Raw genomic sequence first — 20,330 nt, 5'->3', positions numbered from 1 at the left:
TTTTTTAGCTATGGGTGCGGCAAATCTAGCATATCGCTGAATATAGTATTCTGTTGGATTGGCGATCGCCAATACAGATTCGCGTTGACTTACTGCTTTCCGCCATTGCTGCAACCGCGTGAATTCAGGTGGTAGTTTAAAGCCGCGATAATGTTCGAGCGCCGACCATCTTTCAAACCAAGGATAGAAGGTGAGATCGACTAAACTAATAGAATTACCAAACCAATACGATCCTTCTCCAGATAGTTTTTCTAAACCCTCTTTTTCAATAAATTCTAGCTGACTGTATAACTCCTGTACCGCTGCCTTTTGTTGTTGCGGATCTGGAGAACGTAGCAGATTGGAATAAGCCCAGATAAACCGAGTATTAGCAAAATCAATCCAAATTCTGGCTTGCGCTCTATTTACAGGCTCTTTTGGCAACAGTGACGGTTCTGGAAATACTTCATCGAGATATTCATTAATAATTGCCGATTCCCAAACCCGCACATCCCCATGCTTGATTACCGGAACTTTGCCGTAGGGTGAGATCTCTGTAAATCCTGCTGGCTTATTTTGTAGATCGATTTCAATCAGCTCGAAGTCAATTCCTTTCTCTAGTAAAACTAGGCGCGAGCGATGAGCGTAAGGACAAACTGTGGCACTGTAAATTGTGATTTTCGCCATCTGTCAGACCTTCCTTGTTCTAGCGAGAGTTTTTAATTTTAAAAACCAGGTTAAGCAAGTAAAAATAAATTACTCAAAATCTTGGCATTTACTGAACGTAAATTGAATGCGATCGCTACTCTCAGACTGATTCTAGCTTAGCCAAAACAAAAGCGCGCTCTTGCTGCGAGCGGTCAAGTAACAATTACATCTTCAATTTAAATCTAAAAATACAGTAAACTGGTAGTTTAACCGTAGTTAATGAAATTAGTCATAAGTATGACATAGATAACTTAGATAAGCAAGTCTGGCGAGGCAATCCGAAACAACGATAACTTAGTCCATTAAGCACTCGATCGTTTAACTCTTTTATATGATGCTTTCGTTGAGAAGAGCAAAAAATAAGTACGCCCTGCAAGACTTGGTGTACCGCATTTATTTGAATTTGTTAGCGATCGCCTCTATCAGTAGAACTCTGCATTACGAACTGACTACTCCGAACTAATGTTCTGATAGAACTGTAGACGACCAGTACCGACATATTGACCGTTCCTCTGTCCTGCGGCTGGGAAGGTTCTTACCTGGAATAAGTAAATCCCATCGTAAGTAGGATTTCGTTCTGGTTTCAATCCGATTGTGACTGTCTTACCTGCTGGTACTGGTTGAGCGAACGTTACTGTTACAGTCCTGTTTTGGCGATCGCTTGTCACTTTGGATTCTAGCGGTTGTCCTTCGCGCTTGGAGGTTCCTTCAAAAGCACGACTATTGTTCTCGTCAAAGCTAATATCTTCAGAACCCTGCGTCTGAGTCAAGGTGACTTGTTGGAGTTCCTTAGCAGTAGCAGGCACTTCTAGAGTGAAATAGTACGTTGCTTGCCGAACTTGGACTTCATTGTAGGTTGTCCTGGCAGCAATCAGACGCGGAGGCTGAATTGAGGTAACTGTGGCTGCGGTTTGAGTTAGTGCCTGGGTTGTAAGTAGAGGTATCGAACACAATCCCGCACCAATCGCTAACAGAGTTTTGTAAAAAGTACGAACGTTTTTCATGTGATTTGAGAGTTAGCAACTTCTGTATTTCTGTCAATTAAATTTCCAATAAAACATAGCAATTTTGTGTCAGCATACATGAGCTACATAGCCGTTTATTATCTTTCAATAAATAGACATGAGGATTAAATTTGAATTTTCAACCCATCTTTTTATTTTTTATTTGTTTCTCTTGTTGACTTCTATCTTAAGACATAATATGTTTTCTAACTACCCTGAAAGAAATGCAACGATCTGCCTTGTATTCTAGCAAATTTCTGTAGTTTGACCAGAGCAATATTTCTGAACTAAATAGACGATCGCAGCGTAGATTAATTCAAGTTTTTGAGCGATCGCATTTACTTAATTTTCTAACTTAACCATTGTCATTTCTAAATTTGATGTACCTGCTACCTAGTTTAAAGGTAAAGTAGACTAGCCTTTTTCTACACTAATTCGATAGCATTTTTGGAGTTTATATCCTTTATTATTAGCAGGTTTATTTATAGTAGATTGATGATTTTAACGTAGATTAAACGAACTTTTTTAATCAATACTATTTGAACTAAACCGATGGATTTAACGTAGATTGAAATGGATTTTATTTCTAAAAAAGTTAAAGCATCATTTTGAGACGAAGCCACATCTCTTGCTTACCCTTGTCAGTCTCGATCGCGTTCAACAAAAATCGAACTTTGAACGATCGCTAGAATGCATGAAGATTGGCGAACGTCATCAGCTTATCGAGTAAAAATGACAACAAGATGTCAGCCCTCATGAGGTAGTACGCACCACTGTAATTGCAGGAAAGCGATCGTCAAAAGCTGTTTGAAACTGCGAATGGCGCGATCGCGTTTCTTCGATGCTTGACAACATAGACTGATGCAAAGGTTTCATCCATCACTAATAGTTCTAATAGTACAAAAATAGTACTTGATATTAACCTTCTGTTAACCTAAACTTAATAAACGGTAAACCTACCAAATTACAAACTTATTCAATTCTCCAGCCCTTCACCTACAGGATTCGTTGGATTGACAAGCAAAACTTCTTCCTAATTTCAAGCGGGGGTATCGGTAATGAGCATGATGTTCCTTCACTCCAATGATTGGTTGCACATTGCATTTAGGCTATCACTAGCGTTACTGGTAGGTTGCCTAATTGGAATTAACCGCGAGCGCAAAGGTAGACCAGCTGGGATGAGGACTTTCATGCTCGTCAGTATGGGAGCTGCCCTATTTGTGATGATTCCGTTGCAGGCTGAGGGAGACAGCCCCTATGCCGCGACTAATGCCCTGAGTCGGACAATTCAGGGAGTCACAACTGGAGTTGGCTTTCTGGGCGCTGGGCTGATTTTGCAACAATCGTCCAAGCGTTCTGAAACTCCGAAAGTACGTGGATTAACAACAGCTGCCTCTGTTTGGATTGCCGCAGCACTGGGAGCAGCGATTGGCTGCGGTTTTTGGCAAATGGGGGTAATCGGAGCCTTGCTAACTTTGGTAACACTTAGCGGAGTCAAGCGCGTGCGGCAGTCAGTTTCAGGTCGTCTCGGTCAGGATCGACAACTAACAGATCGAGAGTCAATAGCTGAGATATCCGATTTGGAGCAGGAGTCGCAAGACTAGAAGCGATCGCTCATCTATTTATTATTGACGCTTCCAACACTCAAATTTAAGATTTTTGTGTCATGTGAGAGATCTATGGCATACTTTATCGTGACATAGATACAGTATTACTATCGATATACCGTATTTTATGTTGTATTAATGAAGGAATCGGGGCGATAAGCTATAAGTCACCTGAGCTGTTCGTGAAGACAGTGGAGCAGGAAAGACTGAAATCTAAACTCTAAAATCCAAAATCCAAAATCGTATGACTCAGGCACAGAAACGGAATTCACTCAAAGCAGATCGATTTACGGAGTCGGTGAGTCGGGAAATGACCAGAGTGGCATTACAATACAGTGCGGTGAATCTGGCGCAGGGATTTCCCGATTTTCCTTGCCCGCCCCAGTTGAAAAGAGCTGCTTGTGAAGCAATTGAGACAGATAACAATCAATATGCTATTACCTGGGGCGATCGCTTGCTGAAATTGCGATCGATCCAAAGAGTCAGCCAAAGCAACTTGAGATAATTTGGCATCGCCTGCTAGCTTGCTTTCAAAGATTTCCGCCAAAAAGAGTCTTAACTTTAACTAACCAAACCATCTAGGAATCAATCGTGACAAGTTCACCAACAGCCGAACTAGACTCGGCGATCGCCGTTCTTCAAGAGGGTGTGACATTCGCGCCACCACTGACAGCACTAAATTTAATTGACAGCTTTCAACAGCAGGTGCAGAATTTGGGCAACAGTGAAATTGCTAGCAATCTGTCTGCACTCAAGCAACTTTTAACAAGCGGTAGCGCCACTGGTGCCGATATCGGTCGAGTTCTATTACAGCTTAGTTTCCAAACTACAAGCGCCGCCGAAAGCGCCGATCCAGATATTTCTAGTAAATTGCAGCAATTAGCTCAACTACTGAGTGAGGTCGGCAATTCGCTATCGTAAGTCACACAAACTCATGCGGCTCCGCGTCCAGGCTCGTTTGCTTGGGAGGACTAGATGTAGTACATATAATCTAACTGCCTGCGGGCAGCGACGCGATCGCATAAGTCTTGGAGCGTATAGTTTTGCCAAACTGCGTTAGCCGCCTGCTCAGCATTGTACCAAATTTCCTCAATTGCGCCTCTTTCCGCCTCTTCGGAAGTGGTCTTCTCTACCGATGGCACGATGTCTAATCCCTCAATACAGCGCAAAGCATCTAGCAACGTAATCTGGCTTGGTTCTCGTGCCAAGATGTAACCACCTTTGGCTCCACGTATACCCTTGATTAGTCCGCCTCGCCGCAAGATTGCCAGCAGTTGATCGAGATAACGCTCTGGGATATCTCGTCTGGCTGCTATCTGTCGAATTTGGAGTAACTGAGCGCTCTGATAGGCATTCGCCAACTCTAGCAGAGCCAGCAGCGCATATTCAGATTTGCTCGAAAGTTCCATGAGGAAAAACTAGCCGGAAAGTACAATGTTTTCACTTTAAGCGACGAGATGACACCAGGAGATGGAAGTGCAGCGATCGCGCAGCTCCAATTAGGAAACAAAGGATGAGTTGATTTGATGCGAACGCGATCGCCTGCTTTGAATTTCCCAGATGCGATCGAAGGAGTTAGTGCGCTTTGTGTAGATCGCCGATGAAATTGACTTGCACTCACGATTGCTTCCTTTAATCCTGGGTGAGATTAACTTCTTTGGGCAGCAGCTATCGGTTCTAGGTGCTTGCCAAAAGCCAACTGTTCTACCTCCGACCACGATAGAGAGTGTAATTGGCTCCACAACTGCTGCACTCCATTGACAAAATGAATCAAAATATCTCCATTCCAAGCTTGGGAATACAACATCCAACCGCGACGAATCGCTTCATCAACCCATTCCCGCCATCCTCTACCTGGTTTGGTAGGGCATGGTTTTTGTCCAGACTTGACTGCAGAAATAAACAATCCCAAGCCTGGTTTGTTTTTCCAAGTAGCAAGCGCTTGTTGGAAATATTCCAGTGCATCTTTAACGTGAGTTGGATAGCGGTTGAGAGCATTGGCTAAACGAGTATTCAGCCGTAAACTCTCGAAAGATTTACGTGTGAGATTGGAAAGTTCTTGCAGAAGTTGAGTCCTTTCTAGCCGTTCAAAATACTCACACGTTTGTCGATCGCTAAGTGATTCCTGCCCAGAAAAACCATGCGTATCTTGAGTTACTTTTACACTCATGCTAACTTCCATTTCACTCTCCCCTGGTTCTCCTTGAGGGGTCAGGGGAGTATTAGTTAGATCGTGAATTAGTTGTTTTTGATTAATTATTTGTTGTAAATTGTCCGACGATGGCAAAGCCGATTGACGGTTTTCCCGTTTTCGAGACTGCTGGACTTGGGAGGATGGAGTTGTAGTTCGATTCCCATTCGAGTTTTCCATTTGTTGACGACTAACATAATCTGCTGCATCTTCAAGAGTTTCAAATACCAAGATTTCCCAACCAGTAAACCGCCCCCGTTCATCCTGCCGTCGAGCGCGGATGATATAGCCAAGAGCTTCTAATTCCTTCAGTCCCGATCGCAACGACTCGCGCCCATCAGGTTCAGAAGCATTAATTAAATTGGCGACGATAATCTCCTAGTTGTTGGGCTTGGTCAAAAGGTACGCTAAAATCCCCCTTGCTTTCCAACTTAAGCGAGTGTCGAACAATGATGTTTTATCGATTTGAACGTAGGAATGGCGCTTTTTCTGGCAGCGAATAATACTCATAGCTATTGCTTCTAATGAATATAAATAAATCGGACACAGCAATGAAAGATTCTGGTGTTAACTGCATATTCAGCTCTTCAGTTCCACGATTTAGAGAGGGAGCTGCTGCTGGGAAAAGACAATGGATTTGTGTTAGCACTCTATTCATCAGCTAATACTCTTGACTGGATGTTTTGCCTAAGATGAGGCAGAAATTTCCGCAATTTAAATTCAATGGCATAAACAAGAGCGAGCAAGGTTGTGGAATAAATTTACACTCTCGCCTTGTAATTTGTAGCAGACATAAACTTTAATCCCTGTAAAAAAATTGATCTACAGGGTATTTGGATGGCTACAACAGTTTTCTCAACGCTTGTCAAACGCCACCTATGGCTGAGTCACCAAAAATTTCAACTGTTTACGATTCCAAATGGGGATGGTATCAAGTGTGGGTAGAGAACCGCTGTTTGCGAGAAAAAGCGGGTAGCTGCGAAGAAGGAAAGAAGATAGCTCGCAAGTATATAGCGGCAGAAAAGCTACGCTCCTCGCATAGAGAATTAGTTTTAGCTGCCTGCACCGAATAACAAGACTGATACGAATATTAGCAGGCATTCTCCGGCACGAGCTGAAAAATGCCTGCTGCTTGAGGATAGATCGCAAATCCCAACTGTAGCAGCAAGCGAACTAAAATTTTTCCAGAACAATCGTTCTGGAATTTAAGTTCTTATTTCCATTACAACTTCCTAAAACTTTGGAGAAATTAAGTAGACAGGTTTGAGGGTTATTCCGATAATTATTGATGGCATTATCATCAATTTATCAAGAAAGATTTGCAATGAGTAACTGAGACAGAGACAATTTAACTACTCTAGCACCTGCAATTCTAAAAGTTGAAAATTGACAAAAACTAGCCAAGTAGAAAGAATTAGTTTCTGGAAGCGGCGAAATTCGATTTTGAGCGATTGCAAGCTAAAATTTTTTCAAAAGTACCCAACAATACTATTATAGAGTGAGCGATCGCTACCAAAACTTATTGTGAAAACTTCTGAACGATGCCATGTTATTCTAGTAGTCTAGGCAAAAACCTCTCATCTTTTTGTTCGTCAATTGTAAATGTATTTCAGTCACAAAATTATATCCAAAGGATAGACTATGAAATTTGACATCCCAACTAGCAAACCATAAAAATTTATGCTTGACATCGAAATTACGATAATGGGAGAAGCCAGCTTTGTACCAACTAACAACTCGGCTGTAGCATCCCATCAAAGCCAGCAGTATCCATCTGAGCCTTGCTTGCAAGTCACTATCTTTGTTAGTCCAAAACTAGTCGTGAAAAAGACTCATGCTGAAGTGCAACTTCCCGAACTTAATTGAGATCGAGCTACTCTCACAGTATTTTTTTCGTGGAGTGAATTGCTAGCTAAATGCGGCTGAGATACCTAAAATAATACCCCAAGGCGATTTGCTTTAAAATCGTGACAGCCGCATTCAAACATTTCATCATGAAAGCGATCGCCCATGAGGTTATGACCCAAATCACGCGCCTTATAGTGGCAGAACTCGATCCGGAAGAAATTATCCTATTTGGCTCTCATGCTTGGGGAACCCCTCACAAACACAGCGATATCGATCTATGTGTCATTGTTCCTGATGGCATTCCTGGTTTTGACCGCATTGAGTGGGGAGTTCGAGCATTAAACGCTTTAAATGACTTGACGATTGATGTTGATGTGATGGTAACAACACGCTCTGTCATCGATACCTTCAAAACGGTTCCTGCCTCACTGCAAAGAAAAATAGTAGAACAGGGAAAGCTCTTATATGCAAAAGGCAAAAACAGTCCTGGTGAAGTTTTGGTTGAAAAAAGCGCAACGTGACTTAGCCGTTGCTCTTTAATCCCAGCCCAGGCGAACTTAAGAAAGCCTTCCGAATCGCTGTAGATATTTACAACACTGTGCTAGCTGCCATGCCTCCAGAAATTGTTAGTTAACCAGAAATTGTTAGTTAAATTGAGCGATCGCTTAATAATGAATAGCTGAATAGCAGAGTTCTCAGAACGAACGATGAGCAGGAATTCTAATGCTGCATAGCAACGCAACAATCCAAATAGTATGCTGCTAGAAACTTGCAGAAAAACTGTTTACGAGTATTGGTAAATCAAGGTTTTTCCACACAAGAACAATTGAGATAGCAAATAGCAGCAGCTAGTCAAATACTTAGAAGCAGTTTCTAAGACTGCTGCGATCGTAGCACCTAACGAGAGAGATTTGATTTGAAATACAGAAGCCTCAAAAGATAATTGATGTTTCTACACAACTTTTAGCACATACTAGCTATACAGTTGTTTTACTCTTATTTTGCCTAGTTGAAAAATCAGCTCGAAATCATTCAACTGTTTGTTCCATGAGAGATGTTGTAGAATTGTTGATATAATAATTTCCGCTGCAAAAGTAGCAACATCAACTGTATTAAGAGTAGCCATGATTACACAAGTACTAGATTGTCCTTACTGCCAGGGAACAGATCTTGTTAAAAATGGCAAGACTTCGCAAGGGAAGCAACGCTATCAATGTTGAGAAACAGCTTGCGATGGTCGAACATTCAATGCGCGATTATGCTCCCTTCAGGTCAATCTAGAAAAGTCAAAGAGCAGATTGTAGACATGGCAATTAATGGCAGTGGCATTCGAGATACAGCACGAGTGTTGCATGTTAGTACTAGCACTGTTATCAAAGAATTAAAAAAAGAAACAACAACTATAACAAGTAAATTTATCACTGTTAAAGCAACTGGAGTCCGCATCAGTTGCAGTAGATATTTGTCTAGTGAATCTAAACGAAACAGAGAAACAGAGAGAATCTGAACTAGATGAGATGTGGAGTTTTGTCGGAAAAAAAGCGATATCATTGCGTGGTTGTGGCACGCCATTAACCGTGCAAGCGGAAAAGTCTTAGCTGACATCTTCGGCACTCGTAAAGATCGAGTTTTTCTTCAATTAAAAGCATTGTTACAACCTTTTGGGATTAGCCGCTATTACACTGATGATTGGGGGGCATATGAACGTCATTTAGACACATCAAAGCATGAAGTTGGTAAACAAAACACACAAAAAATAGAAAACAAGCATTTAAATCTCCGCGCCCCGGATTAAACGTTTAGCGCGGAGAACAATCTGTTTTTCCAAGACGGTTCTCATGCACGATCTTGTGATTGGGCTATTGATTAACCGCTACGAGTTTGGCTTGTCAATTTAATCCTTCATCAACACCTCTACAATATCTCCCTTCTTTCTATGTTTTGGATCTTCTACTGCGCTAGATAGAGGCGGATGGCAAATTTCACAATACAGGGGTCGAGAACCATACGTTTCTCGCTCCGTGGGTTGGTTATATTGCTGGCAAATGAATTTATAAAGGCGAGTGTGAATCGTGCGATCGTGAGCGCGAACTGTGTATTCTCGGACAACAACCTTTTTAGATGGCATAAATTGGCTGATGTTACTAATGTGTGGAGATCTACTGTTGAAAAGTTCACTATAACAATTGTTATTTCTAGATAGCACGTATTAGGTTAGAGATAGAGCTGTTATTTCAATACTATAAAAGTCAAAGTATTAGATCGCTTTAAATTCTATCAAACTCAAATAATCCATGACAAATTTGTAAATATTTCTTGTTGGAAATGAAAAAATAAACAGAATATAGGGTCATCTTCTAGAAACTTAGTAAACAGATAAATAGAGAAAAAGTAGAAGCGCAAAACTATATGAAATTATGCTTTGAGTACTGCACTTTATTTTAGTCAACTCTACTATCAAAAAATCTTGGAATGCTTTCTGTTGTTTTTATATCTAGATTGAGAAGAAATAATTTGCTATTCTCCTACTACAATAAACTACAAATTAGAATGCTGCAATTCTTGTCATGTTACCTCGTCAAAAATATCGACAAATCTGAAATTAACTATCATCTACACTTAACAGATTTGGTAGTCTTGGTTTACTATTCACATTTCCAGCATAGTTTTCATACAGCGTTCTTACATTATGCCCCGTTAAAACAGCAACCGTGACCGGATTCATCCCTAAATCGAGAGCATGAGAAACTAGCGTACTTCTCGTCGAGTAAGGCTTGCGATAGTCAATTTCTAGTCGGGTCAGTACTGTCTTCCAAGCTCTTTTTCTGAAATTACAATCATTAATAGGCTTACCAGTTGGACTCGTAAAAACCAAATCATCAGGTTGAAAATTGAGCGGTCTTCGAGCTAGTAATGTTGTTTGAAGTGTAAAATTCAAAGTTAGAGTCCTGGCTCGGTTATTTTTAGTTGATTTCCTAGTACCACGACTTAGGCTCTCACCGATCCAAACACTCGAACAATCGTCGCTTATATGCTTCCATCTCAAGCCAATTGCTTCAGCAGTACGACAGCCTGTACTAAATAGGAATTATACATAATCAGCATAGCAATGGTAATAGCGATCGTTCCTGAATGCCTGAATAATGGATCTGATTTCTTCCTGAGAAAATGGTTTAGGTGGTTGCTTAGGAGAGACTCTGATACTTTTAATTACAGTCGCCCAAGGATTTTGACTGATAATTCCCTGCTTTTCTCCCCATTGCCACGCTGCTTTAAGTAAACCTACCCATTCCTTGAGAGTACGGCTGCTGATGTGCTGCTTCAAATATTCGATGAACTTATGTGCATCCTCTATTGATATTGCCTCTGCTGCTTTGTCTCGAAAGTATTTGTCCACATGCTTGCTAGTAGCACTGTACTTCATTAGCGTTTTAGGATCGACCTGCTTCGACTTTGCCGAGGTGAATTGTTCAAACAAATCTATAGCTGGTATTTTCAAACTTTTTTGCTGCTTGTATCGTCTCAAGCTAGCGTCGAAGTGACCGCTAATAATATCTAACTCAATTTGACGCGCTTTCTGCTGAGCAAATTTCTGATTTACAGCTGAATCAGGTAGCCCCAGAGTCAGTGCATACCTTCTCCCCTCATGAGTCCACCGCAACCTTAGCCAACCTTTATCTACTCCAACTTTGACTGTTCCCTTAACTTTGTCCATCTGCCTTGTCTACCACTTGTCTACCAATCTATGACCATAAGTGTTCAAATCTGACCACTTTGGAAGTGTTTATTGAGAATGGCAATGTGACTGAAATCAACCTGGCGTAAGTATCAAAGGCTGATGTAGAAAGGGTTTCAGGGGATGGACGTAACTGGATTCGAACCAGTGACCTCTACGATGTCAACGTAGCGCTCTAACCAACTGAGCTATACGTCCGTGTGATTTTGACTTTTCTAAGGATAACATATGAGACACCTTTGGGACACATGAGAGAAATAAAACCTATTAACCATAACAGCTCGATACAGCTTAAGTTCAGCTTTGGAGGCAAGCGATACAGCTTTAACCCGATCCCTGGTGGAGACCATAACAATAAACGGGATATTGCAACAGCGGTATAGTATCAGAACGATAGTTAACTCCTACACTTTCCTGAACTTTTTGGGATTGACAGACCGTGAGATTACTTCTGAATTGACAAGTTTTTAGTATCAGTCGAGAATAAGCCGAAAGTAAAGATGTAGGAGGTCATACTTGCTCGCCTATAGCAGTTCTAAATGATTTGTAAAGTATGCTTCTAGCCTGCGACAGGCTTCTAGCCTGCTCCACATTCATGAATCAAATAGGATTGCTATATATCTCTATTAGTAGTGATAGGAGTGCAAGTTTAGCTATCATGGTTTGAGTTCTTTCTGGACTAGCTGCATACGTAGATGAAGATAATTACCAAGACTTTTTCTCCCACTCATCGACCCGAATCGAGTTACTTTTACAGAAAATCTGAATGAGAATGTCTTAAGAATTTATGTAATTTTTGTCCGGCTCTGTCAAGATTCTCGGAGCAGTAAATTGCTGCTATACTCAACTAGATTTTTCCATCATCGTTTGGCAATGCCTTAATATGTGAATTGTAAAGGGGGAGACTAATGTTAGCTGACACTTGTGATATTCTGCGTTCGATCGCTTGATTTTGACTTTCTGCCAAATACTAATTTTAGGTGTGAGCAAAGTGCTGATGCGCGAGCAAAATTTGCTGCTAATAACTCGACTAAAAAGCTGTAGCTACTACTATATTGGCGTACTCAAAAAGTATTTATCTAGAACTCCTCAATGGTTATTTATGTATGTATTTGGTCGCTTTAGCTCGATCCAAATCATGATGTTAAATTACTATCAGCGTCAACGAACCGCTAAAGTCTACGAGGAAAAGGATTCGGTGTTTAGTCACCTCAATACTGATGAAGTAGTTGAATCTTTAATCGCTGACGGATTGTACTTGGGGATTCATCTACCAGATAGCTGGGTGAGAGAAATCCGTGAGTTTGCAGAGCGTAATAATTGCTACGGAGACGGGAATTTACGCTTGAGTTTTGCTTATCAAGAAAGGCTAGCGGCGCAGAGTTCATACGGTCAATCTTTTCGACTAGGGAAATATTACAATGCCAGCTTGCTATGTCCAGCAATTGAGAAACTGGCTCGCGACCCAAAGCTATTAAATATTGCTGCGAAATATTTAAAAGTAGAATCGGTTCATGCTGGTAGTTGGCTGTGGTGGAGTTTTCCCCCAACAGCAGCAATTTATGAATCTACGGCTGCGATTGGGCAAGTGTTTCATCACGACCTTGAAGATTACCGTTGTCTTAGATTTTACTTCTACTTAAGTGACACTACCTTAGCTAATGGACCGCATGTATGTATTCGTGGCAGTCATCGTCAGAAAAAACTTGCCTATCTTCTCAGCTTGTGGCGGTTGCGTTCCGAGCAAGATGTGATTGATTACTACGGTACTTCTAGGATTGTGACAATTTGTGGGCCGGCGGGGTTTGGCTTTGTGGAAGATCCATTTTGCGTTCACAAAGGATTGCCACCAACGAAGGGAGATCGGCTGATTTTAGCGATACATTTCTCTATTAACGACTACGGGGTGTTAGGCGATCGAGATGACTCTTTGTTGTTGAACTCTAGCCAGCTGACTTCAAAATAGTCTCTACTTTTATGCGATCGTACTTAACTTCACGTCCAAAACGAAGATATAAAAGATACATGAGATCGGGAATATTTGAATACAGAATCTATTGCTGGCAATTCTTCCAACTTGAACTTTCTTGCTGCTCAATTATTTATCCGACTATCTATAGGTAATAACAATTCTAAAATTCCTCCTGTTGATAGTAGTAAATTAATCTTACTTAAGCAGTAGGCTCATGAGTTCTGTCATTGGCTATTCCACTTGTATGAAGACAAGAGACTACGAATCGAGGCATTCTGATGGGAAGACTATTCACTATCTTCCCATCCTCTTGACATAGTAGAAATCGAGTAAGTCAGGAAAGAGATCTCATGGGATACTACGACTTTGACGACCACTTCTGGTTACCAGAAGAAGTTTGTGCGAAGCTACCAAGACAAAAGGCTGCTCAAAAATTACCTAGATTTTGGCAGTTCATAGAAGTCTTAAAAAATAGCTTACTAGAGCGGCGCAATTAAAACTATACGATTGGGTATGAGTTCGATTTATAAACTACGAGCTATTTCTGTACATTAAATATACAGTTAAATGACCACCAGAATAGCGGTTGTGGTGCAAAAAGGGGTGGGTCAAAATAATGTTCTCTAGAAAACTATTTTGACCTACGTTCAAGTGGCAACAATCTCAAGTGCGAAATTATACTGCTGGGCTGGCGTTGGGATTTGAGATATTCACTGTCGTACAAAAGCCAAAACAATTAAATTAGAAAGGGATAAGTGACTGGAGTTGCAAAAGGAGATACTTTAGAAGTAAGTCAAAATTATTGCTCAAATTTTTGGAGTTACTGCCTACTCTGCTTCTACACCAGTAGTTATTCTGTCTGCGATAATTTTTAGCAACCCAATCCTTTCGTTTCACTATAACTGCTCGCTGTCACTGTATTACTCTGAAAATCTGTGTTTAAGTATCTTCCGCCTCTCAACGAGCATAACCTTCCTTATCCCGATACCATTCACCCAATCGTGGTGCATTTCGCGATCGCTATGGTGCTGTTTGCAGTATTTTGCGATCTCCTGGGGTATTTCACCAAAAATTCCAAATTGTATGAAGTCAGTTGGTGGAATCTGACCTTCGCAACAGTTTCGATCTTCATTGCAATTATTTTTGGACAAATTGAAGCAGGTTTGGCAGAACCTTATGCTGCATCTGTTTCAACGCTGAATGCTCATACAATTTTGGGCTGGTCGCTCTCAGGAATTCTAGCAGTCGTCACCGCATGGCGCTACGTGATCCGGTTGCAGGAAAGACCGCAGCTACCCCTTCCTTATCTCGCAGCGAGCGTGCTGCTAGTTGGGCTAGTTTGTATTCAGACATACCTGGGCAGCTTACTCGTGTGGGTCTATGGCTTGCATACGATTCCTGTCGTAGAGGCAATCAGAGGAGGTATATTATGAATCCAGACTTGCTGGAACAGTGGGGTAGTTTGGGAGTGAATGGGTTGCCCTACCCAATTCCCATCCATCCCAATCTGGTGCATCTAACGCTAGGGTTATTTATTGTAGCGATCGCCTTTGACATTGTAGGGGTACTGTTTCCCGTCGAGAAAGCAGTTTTTAAGTTTCTAGCAATTCCCGTTACCCGCTCGGCGCTGTTTGATGTCGGTTGGTATAACCTTTTAGCATCGGCGATCGTGACCTTTTTTACGGTTATGGCTGGTGTGTTTGAAGTTGCTTTGGCTGTACCGCTAGCGGATGTCACCAGTGCCTGGGGGCTTCATGCCTTGGAAACGATGATTCTACACGGTGTAGGGGGGGTGATGATTTTGACCTTAATCGTGGGAATGACCGTTTGGCGAGGCTTTCAACGCTATCAGTGGCGCAAAGACATGGCAAGACAGGTACAGTGGAGTTATCTCGCTGCTGGTTTATTTGTTTTTGCTCTGATGTTTGTGCAGGGAACGCTGGGCGCACATCTGGGTGCCGAATTTGGCATTCACGTCACAGCGGATCAAATGCTGCACTTAGGCGAAAATCCCAATCAACTCTAGGGAAGGCAAAAGGCAAAAGGCAAAAGTCAAAACAGGAGTCAGGAATCAGAAGCTATAATTTTTCTCCCTTGTCTCCCTTGTCTCCCTTGTCCCCCTTGTCCTTTCAGCTCCCTCAGCTCCCGAGAGCATCATAAGCTCTCTTCTTCCTGCCTTCTCCTCTCAGTTCGCTGTTCTAACTATGGTGCGATCGCTGTCATGATGAAACTTCGTGCAATTCTAATAATGACGGTCTATGCCATCCTGGTCGCTATGACAAGCTTGTGGATGGCGAAGCAATCCTATTCTTGGTTTCCGCCAGAAGCAGCAGCAGAAGCAAAGTTGCTAGACGATCTATTCAGTCTCTTTACTGGGTTAGGCACATTCATTTACTTAGGTGTAATTGGACCTTTCCTTTACTCGTTGGTTTTTCATCGAGCCAGTAAGTATGACATGAGCGATGGTCCCCCGATAGAAGGCAACACCTGGCTGGAAATTATTTGGACGGCAGTACCATTAGTTTTGGTGTTAACACTTTCCTTTGTGAGCTATCGGACTTACGAAAAAATGGCGGTGCGGGGTCCGATGGAACTGGTACACTTGCATATGCCTCAGATGATGCAGCCTGCTTACGCCGAACCCTTTGACAGCAAGCCTCAGCAGGAAATTCAGAATGCAGTAGAAACCGCTCCCATCGAGCAAATTGACGTGACCGCTAAGCAATGGGCATGGATTTTCCATTATCCAAAACAGGATATCACCAGCACTGAGTTACATTTACCAGTCGATCGCCGCGTGCGGTTTACGTTGCGATCGCAGGATGTGTTGCACGGCTTTTACATTCCGGCATTTCGCCTGAAGCAAGATGTCGTTCCTAACCACGAAATCGATTTTGAACTGACTCCTGTGAAAACTGGAACCTATCGCCTGCGCGATTCCATGTTTAGCGGGACTTACTTTGCCGCAAATCAAGCAGATGTCGTCGTTCAGCCATTCAACGAATATCAACAATGGCTCGCTGATGCTGCCACTGGGTCGCCTACCCCTGCTTTTAATCGAGCTGCTTTCGAGTACAGCCAAGCAAACGATCGCTCTGGGACAACGAAAGACAAGGTAGCCGTTCGCGGTTGGGACACTATCCCACCTGCATCGCCACCTGTAGTAAATTATGCCCCTAAGCACGAACCGAATAGTCCACCTGCCTGATGTAACCAAATAATTTGTAATTCGTAATTCATAATTCGCGATCGTGAGTTTCGCAATTTTAACTTTTGACTTTTAACTTGCTTAATAACTTATGACAAACATCTCGATCGAAGCTCCAGAAGCCGTGCGCGGTCAGCCATACCCAGGCGCACCCGATAACTGGAAGCGATTCTTCACCTTCAGCACCGATCACAAGGTGATCGGCATTCAATACATCGTCACATCTTTTTTCTTTTTCCTAATTGGTGGCACGTTGTCGATGATTATGCGGGGCGAACTGATTACCCCCGATGCCGATCTGGTCGATCGCACTGTTTATAACGCGCTGTTCACAATGCATGGCTCGATCATGCTGTTTATGTGGACGTTCCCCGTTTTAGTGGGATTGGGAAATTATCTCGTGCCGCTGATGATTGGGGCGCGAGATATGGCATTTCCTCGGCTCAATGCGGTTTCGTTTTGGATGGTTCCTGTAGTAGGCATTCTGATGCTAGCCAGTTTCCTAGTACCAGGAGGTCCATCGCAGTCGGGATGGTGGGCATATCCGCCTGTGAGTTTGCAAAACCCGACTGGCAATCTGCTGAACGGACAGGTGTTATGGATTTTGGCAGTGGCAATTTCGGGGGTATCTTCCATCATGGGTGGGGTGAATTTTGTCACTACCATCTTCAAAATGCGTGCGCCAGGAATGACTTGGTTTAGAACGCCCGCCTTTGTCTGGTCGGTGCTGGGAGCGCAGTTAATACAACTGTATGGACTGCCTGCACTGACTGGAGGGGCAATCATGCTATTGCTCGATATCACGATCGGCACCAGTTTTTTTACACCAGAGCGGGGCGGTAATCCCATCTTATACCAACACTTTTTCTGGTTTTACTCCCATCCGGCAGTCTATGTGATGATTCTGCCAGCATTTGGGATGTTTTCCGAAATTCTGCCCGTTCATGCCCGTAAGCCCTTATTCGGCTATCGGGTGATTGCGGCATCATCGATCTTAATTACGGTTGTCAGTGGTTTGGTGTGGGTGCATCACATGTTTGCCAGTGCCACCCCTAGTTGGATGCGGATACTCTTCATGGTGACATCGATGCTGGTTGCCATTCCTTCCGGCATTAAAGTCTTTGGCTGGGTGGCAACGATTTGGGGTGGGAAGATTCGCTTCACCACGCCGATGCTATTTGCGCTCGGTGGTATTAGTAATTGGTTGTTTGCGGGAATTACTGGAATTTTTCTGGCTTCTGTGCCGATCGATATTCACGTCAACAACACTTATTTTGTGGTCGGACATTTCCATTACGTGCTGTATGGCGCGATCGTCATGGGCATTTATGCCGGAATCTATCATTGGTTTCCTAAAATGACCGGACGCATGTATTATGAAGGGCTGGGTAAACTGCACTTTGCTTTGACCTACCTGGGAACGGCGTTAACCTTCCTGCCGATGCACCCGCTTGGATTGATGGGAATGCCCCGCCGGGCTGCATCCTACGACCTGGAATTTGCTTACTGGAATGTTATAGCAAGTATTGGCGGTTTTCTATTGGGGCTGTCTACGCTACCATTTATTCTCAACATGGTGAGTTCTTGGATTCGGGGCGAGAAAGTAGGCAACAATCCCTGGCGGGCATACGGTTTAGAGTGGCTGACCTCTTCACCACCAACCGTGGAAAACTTTGAAGAAACACCGCTTGTGGTTTCGGGTCCCTACGGCTACGGTAGGAACCAACCCTTGGTAGGGAACATTCCCAATCCAGGCTTGACTCAATTTCCTGAATCTCTGACGCAGCAGCAAACATCATGACAGCAGAAAGAGCGATCGCGCAAGATACTGAAGCTAACGTTCGACAGCACCAGGAGCATGACGCAGCAGGCAATAGTAAGTTTGGCTTTATCGTGTTTCTGCTGTCGGAAAGTGTCATTTTCCTGAGCTTCTTTACGGGTTACATTGTCTACAAAACCACTACCCTAGACTGGTATCCGCCTGGTGTGACTGGCTTGGAAACCAGAGATCCATTCATTAATACGCTCGTGCTGGTATCCAGTAGCTTTGTCATCTACGTGGCTGAGCGTTATTTACACGATCAAAAACTGTGGGGCTTTCGCCTATTTCTGTTAGCTACTATGGCGATGGGTAGCTATTTCCTCTTTGGGCAAGCTGTGGAATGGCGCAGTTTACCATTTAGCTACCAGTCGGGTTTGTTCGGTGGTACGTTCTTTTTATTAACTGGATTTCATGGCTTGCACGTTCTCACCGGAATTCTGCTGCAAACATTAATGTTGGGGCGATCGTTTATCCCGGGTAACTACGACAACGGTTATTTTGGTGTTGAAGCAACGTCCTTATTTTGGCACTTTGTCGATGTCATTTGGATCGTGTTGTACACGCTCATTTACGTTTGGCAGTAGGAGAGCCCTATGATAATTGACGACCAATACTATGACGTAATTATTGTTGGTACGGGTGCAGGCGGCGGGACGCTGGCGCGAAAGCTGGCATCAACTGGTAAAAAGATCTTGCTGCTCGATCGCGGAGAACTGATCCATCGTGAAAGTTCGGAGTTGGTCGATACAGAAGTTTTTAAGAAAGAGCAATTTCACGCGCCAGAACCCTGGTACGACAACGCAGGAGAACCGTTTTATCCGCAAACGTATTACGCCGTTGGTGGCAATACAAAAATCTGGAGTGGCGTTTTGCAGCGAATGCGCGAACGCGACTTTGAGCAAGTGCAGCATCAGGGTGGGGTTTCTCCGGCATGGGCATTGAAATATCAGGACTTTGAGCCTTACTACACCGAAGCCGAGAAGTTGTATCAAGTACACGGTAAAGTCGAAGATGACCCCACTGAGCCGCCCCATAGCCAAGCCTATCCTTTTGGGGAAGTTGCTCATGAGCCGATGGTGCAACATATTGGTGACACTCTTTCTCAGCAGGGGTTGCATCCCGTTCATTTGCCGCTAGGGTTGGGCAATCGCGGTAGAACTGATGCTGAAGACACCGGAGTTAGCCCCATCCTCAACAGCGAAAACGTGACGCTTAAAACTGCTGCCCAAGTCGTTTGTTTGCATACCAACCCATCAGGATCTCAGATCAAAGCAGTTGAAGCAAAAATTGGGGAACAGTCCTATTTGTTTTTAGGCAATATTGTAGTGCTTGCCTGTGGTGCTGTGAACTCGGCGGCATTGCTGCTGCGGTCTGCCAACGAAAAACACCCTGATGGAATTGCAAATGGCTCCGGTCAGGTGGGGCGAAATTTGATGAAACAACTGCTGTCGGTTGTGGTGCAGTTAACCTCTACCGCTAATTCTGGGTCGTTTTCCCGCACGCTAGGGCTAAACGATTTTTATTGGGGAGATAAAGATTTTCCGTATCCGATGGGTCACGTACAAAACTCCGGTGGCATTTTTCAAGATGTCATTTTTGCCGAAGCACCACCAATTTTATCGGCATTGTCTAGGCTGATGCCAAGTTTCGGCTTGCGACAGTTGGCAACTCATTCAATCGGTTGGTGGTTGAAAACAGAAGATTTGCCCGATCCCAACAATCGCGTTCGCTATGTGGGAGACAAACTGCGAATTGATTACACGGCGAATAATGTAGAAGCGCACGATCGCCTAGTATATCGTTGGGTTGATGTATTAAAAAGTGTCGAGCAGTCTCAGCCCAATGTCTTTAACCGCACGACCCATCCGCGCAGCGATATGCCCGTACAAGTTGTAGCTCATCAGTGCGGCACTTGTCGGTTTGGAGAAGATCCGGCAACATCGGTGTTGGATCTGAACTGTCGCAGCCACGAAGTGCAAAATCTCTATGTCGTAGACAGCAGTTTTTTCCCTTCTCACGCCAGCGTTAGTCCTGGCTTGACTGTCATTGCCAATGCTTTGCGGGTGGGCGATCGCTTAATCGAGCAGTTGAAGTAAGGCGTTGCTGAATGAAAAATATAGCCTTTTTCAATTCGATGAAATACAAGATCTGTAGGGGCGCACAGCTGTGCGCCCCTACGAATGTATCGCATCATAACGAGAATCGCTATAAAGCAGTTGAGGCTAATCTCTTAGCAAAGTATTAGCCTTAATTGA

24 protein-coding genes, 1 tRNA gene and 2 pseudogenes are annotated in these 20,330 nt (G+C 43.3%); 18 read left to right on the top strand and 9 right to left on the bottom strand.

Features of this window, described 5'->3' with window-relative positions; all coding sequences use genetic code 11:
• Positions 1 to 6 precede the first annotated feature (6 nt).
• Together M5J74_RS33260 and M5J74_RS04520 are read right to left on the bottom strand one after the other, a co-directional pair.
• Positions 7 to 666: pseudogene (locus M5J74_RS33260) on the bottom strand (glutathione S-transferase family protein); the annotation flags it as partial.
• Positions 667 to 1,136: 470 nt separating this feature from the next.
• Positions 1,137 to 1,691, bottom strand: a complete 555-nt coding sequence (locus M5J74_RS04520) for a DUF2808 domain-containing protein (RefSeq protein WP_250015577.1) — start codon at positions 1,689 to 1,691, stop codon at positions 1,137 to 1,139.
• Positions 1,692 to 2,749: 1,058 nt separating this feature from the next.
• Here M5J74_RS04520 and M5J74_RS04515 point away from each other — a divergent pair.
• The 3 genes and pseudogenes from M5J74_RS04515 (at position 2,750) to M5J74_RS04505 (ending at position 4,219) form a co-directional block, all read left to right on the top strand.
• Positions 2,750 to 3,295 carry an MgtC/SapB family protein gene (locus tag M5J74_RS04515; RefSeq protein WP_015152941.1) on the top strand — a complete coding sequence of 182 codons (546 nt, stop codon included), beginning with the start codon at positions 2,750 to 2,752 and terminating at the stop codon, positions 3,293 to 3,295.
• 247 nt (positions 3,296 to 3,542) lie between these two features.
• Positions 3,543 to 3,782: pseudogene (locus M5J74_RS04510) on the top strand (aminotransferase); the annotation flags it as partial.
• A 107-nt stretch (positions 3,783 to 3,889) separates the two neighbouring features.
• A complete protein-coding gene (locus M5J74_RS04505) occupies positions 3,890 to 4,219 on the top strand; it encodes a hypothetical protein (RefSeq protein ID WP_250015573.1) in 330 nt (109 codons plus the stop codon).
• A gap of 50 nt (positions 4,220 to 4,269) precedes the next feature.
• Here M5J74_RS04505 and M5J74_RS04500 read toward each other — a convergent pair whose 3' ends face one another.
• The 3 genes from M5J74_RS04500 to M5J74_RS04490 are packed head-to-tail and all read right to left on the bottom strand — an operon-like array spanning position 4,270 to position 5,813.
• The gene (locus M5J74_RS04500) at positions 4,270 to 4,707 is read right to left on the bottom strand and encodes an Rrf2 family transcriptional regulator (protein WP_015152938.1); all 438 of its coding nucleotides are present in this window, start codon (positions 4,705 to 4,707) and stop codon (positions 4,270 to 4,272) included.
• Positions 4,662 to 4,919 carry a hypothetical protein gene (locus M5J74_RS04495; protein ID WP_146139777.1) on the bottom strand — a complete coding sequence of 86 codons (258 nt, stop codon included), beginning with the start codon at positions 4,917 to 4,919 and terminating at the stop codon, positions 4,662 to 4,664. The genes M5J74_RS04500 and M5J74_RS04495 overlap by 46 nt, the downstream gene beginning before the upstream one ends.
• Before the next feature lie 27 nt (positions 4,920 to 4,946).
• Positions 4,947 to 5,813 carry a hypothetical protein gene (locus M5J74_RS04490; RefSeq protein ID WP_250015571.1) on the bottom strand — a complete coding sequence of 289 codons (867 nt, stop codon included), beginning with the start codon at positions 5,811 to 5,813 and terminating at the stop codon, positions 4,947 to 4,949.
• Between the two features lie 554 nt (positions 5,814 to 6,367).
• On the opposite strand from M5J74_RS04490, the gene M5J74_RS04485 reads away from it, so the two are divergent.
• The 7 genes from M5J74_RS04485 to M5J74_RS33245 all read left to right on the top strand — a co-directional run bounded on the left by M5J74_RS04485 (position 6,368) and on the right by M5J74_RS33245 (position 9,235).
• Positions 6,368 to 6,562: a hypothetical protein gene (locus tag M5J74_RS04485; RefSeq protein WP_250015570.1), complete on the top strand. Its 195-nt coding sequence runs from the start codon at positions 6,368 to 6,370 to the stop codon at positions 6,560 to 6,562.
• A gap of 607 nt (positions 6,563 to 7,169) precedes the next feature.
• A complete protein-coding gene (locus M5J74_RS04480; protein ID WP_015152936.1) occupies positions 7,170 to 7,355 on the top strand; it encodes a hypothetical protein in 186 nt (61 codons plus the stop codon).
• A 101-nt stretch (positions 7,356 to 7,456) separates the two neighbouring features.
• Complete coding sequence (locus tag M5J74_RS04475; protein WP_250015568.1) at positions 7,457 to 7,858, top strand: nucleotidyltransferase domain-containing protein; 402 nt, start codon at positions 7,457 to 7,459, stop codon at positions 7,856 to 7,858.
• A gap of 603 nt (positions 7,859 to 8,461) precedes the next feature.
• On the top strand, positions 8,462 to 8,557 hold the full coding sequence (locus M5J74_RS33255; RefSeq protein WP_071925419.1) for an IS1 family transposase: 96 nt from the start codon (positions 8,462 to 8,464) through the stop codon (positions 8,555 to 8,557).
• Positions 8,551 to 8,844, top strand: coding sequence for an IS1-like element transposase (locus M5J74_RS33250; RefSeq protein ID WP_219336078.1), 294 nt, complete (start codon positions 8,551 to 8,553; stop codon positions 8,842 to 8,844). Before M5J74_RS33255 ends, M5J74_RS33250 begins: the two co-directional genes overlap by 7 nt.
• Before the next feature lie 12 nt (positions 8,845 to 8,856).
• Positions 8,857 to 9,132: an IS1 family transposase gene (locus M5J74_RS04470; RefSeq protein WP_219336077.1), complete on the top strand. Its 276-nt coding sequence runs from the start codon at positions 8,857 to 8,859 to the stop codon at positions 9,130 to 9,132.
• The gene (locus M5J74_RS33245; protein ID WP_219336158.1) at positions 9,113 to 9,235 is read left to right on the top strand and encodes an IS1 family transposase; all 123 of its coding nucleotides are present in this window, start codon (positions 9,113 to 9,115) and stop codon (positions 9,233 to 9,235) included. Before M5J74_RS04470 ends, M5J74_RS33245 begins: the two co-directional genes overlap by 20 nt.
• Here the strand turns inward: M5J74_RS33245 and M5J74_RS04465 are convergent.
• From M5J74_RS04465 to M5J74_RS04450, 4 genes are all read right to left on the bottom strand, one after another.
• A complete protein-coding gene (locus M5J74_RS04465) occupies positions 9,232 to 9,465 on the bottom strand; it encodes a hypothetical protein (protein ID WP_250015566.1) in 234 nt (77 codons plus the stop codon). The two genes, M5J74_RS33245 and M5J74_RS04465, sit on opposite strands and share 4 nt — an antisense overlap.
• Before the next feature lie 474 nt (positions 9,466 to 9,939).
• Positions 9,940 to 10,383 carry a tyrosine-type recombinase/integrase gene (locus M5J74_RS04460; protein ID WP_219336076.1) on the bottom strand — a complete coding sequence of 148 codons (444 nt, stop codon included), beginning with the start codon at positions 10,381 to 10,383 and terminating at the stop codon, positions 9,940 to 9,942.
• A gap of 42 nt (positions 10,384 to 10,425) precedes the next feature.
• Entirely contained in the window at positions 10,426 to 11,052 is a 627-nt protein-coding gene (locus M5J74_RS04455) for a phage integrase SAM-like domain-containing protein (protein WP_219336075.1), read from the bottom strand.
• Between the two features lie 145 nt (positions 11,053 to 11,197).
• Positions 11,198 to 11,271, bottom strand: a tRNA-Val gene (locus tag M5J74_RS04450).
• Positions 11,272 to 12,070: 799 nt separating this feature from the next.
• Between M5J74_RS04450 and M5J74_RS04445 the strand changes: the two genes are divergently transcribed.
• The 8 genes from M5J74_RS04445 (at position 12,071) to M5J74_RS04410 (ending at position 20,171) form a co-directional block, all read left to right on the top strand.
• Entirely contained in the window at positions 12,071 to 13,039 is a 969-nt protein-coding gene (locus tag M5J74_RS04445; protein ID WP_127025151.1) for a hypothetical protein, read from the top strand.
• Between the two features lie 356 nt (positions 13,040 to 13,395).
• Positions 13,396 to 13,542 (top strand): hypothetical protein, encoded by a 147-nt coding sequence (locus M5J74_RS04440; RefSeq protein WP_250015564.1) that lies wholly within the window; start codon positions 13,396 to 13,398, stop codon positions 13,540 to 13,542.
• A gap of 438 nt (positions 13,543 to 13,980) precedes the next feature.
• On the top strand, positions 13,981 to 14,478 hold the full coding sequence (locus M5J74_RS04435; protein ID WP_015152928.1) for a DUF2231 domain-containing protein: 498 nt from the start codon (positions 13,981 to 13,983) through the stop codon (positions 14,476 to 14,478).
• Positions 14,475 to 15,071, top strand: a complete 597-nt coding sequence (locus M5J74_RS04430; RefSeq protein ID WP_015152927.1) for a DUF2231 domain-containing protein — start codon at positions 14,475 to 14,477, stop codon at positions 15,069 to 15,071. The genes M5J74_RS04435 and M5J74_RS04430 overlap by 4 nt, the downstream gene beginning before the upstream one ends.
• A gap of 195 nt (positions 15,072 to 15,266) precedes the next feature.
• Positions 15,267 to 16,253 (top strand): cytochrome c oxidase subunit II, encoded by a 987-nt coding sequence (locus M5J74_RS04425; RefSeq protein WP_250015562.1) that lies wholly within the window; start codon positions 15,267 to 15,269, stop codon positions 16,251 to 16,253.
• A gap of 91 nt (positions 16,254 to 16,344) precedes the next feature.
• Entirely contained in the window at positions 16,345 to 18,054 is a 1,710-nt protein-coding gene (ctaD, locus tag M5J74_RS04420; protein ID WP_106168492.1) for a cytochrome c oxidase subunit I, read from the top strand.
• Entirely contained in the window at positions 18,051 to 18,659 is a 609-nt protein-coding gene (locus M5J74_RS04415; protein WP_015152924.1) for a heme-copper oxidase subunit III, read from the top strand. Before ctaD ends, M5J74_RS04415 begins: the two co-directional genes overlap by 4 nt.
• Before the next feature lie 9 nt (positions 18,660 to 18,668).
• On the top strand, positions 18,669 to 20,171 hold the full coding sequence (locus tag M5J74_RS04410) for a GMC oxidoreductase (RefSeq protein WP_250015560.1): 1,503 nt from the start codon (positions 18,669 to 18,671) through the stop codon (positions 20,169 to 20,171).
• Positions 20,172 to 20,330: the final 159 nt, after the last annotated feature.

It is taken from the genome of Chroococcidiopsis sp. CCNUC1 (assembly GCF_023546805.1).
Taxonomy (GTDB): Bacteria; Cyanobacteriota; Cyanobacteriia; order Cyanobacteriales; family Chroococcidiopsidaceae; genus Chroococcidiopsis; species Chroococcidiopsis thermalis.
This window is presented reverse-complemented; position numbering and strand designations above follow the sequence as displayed.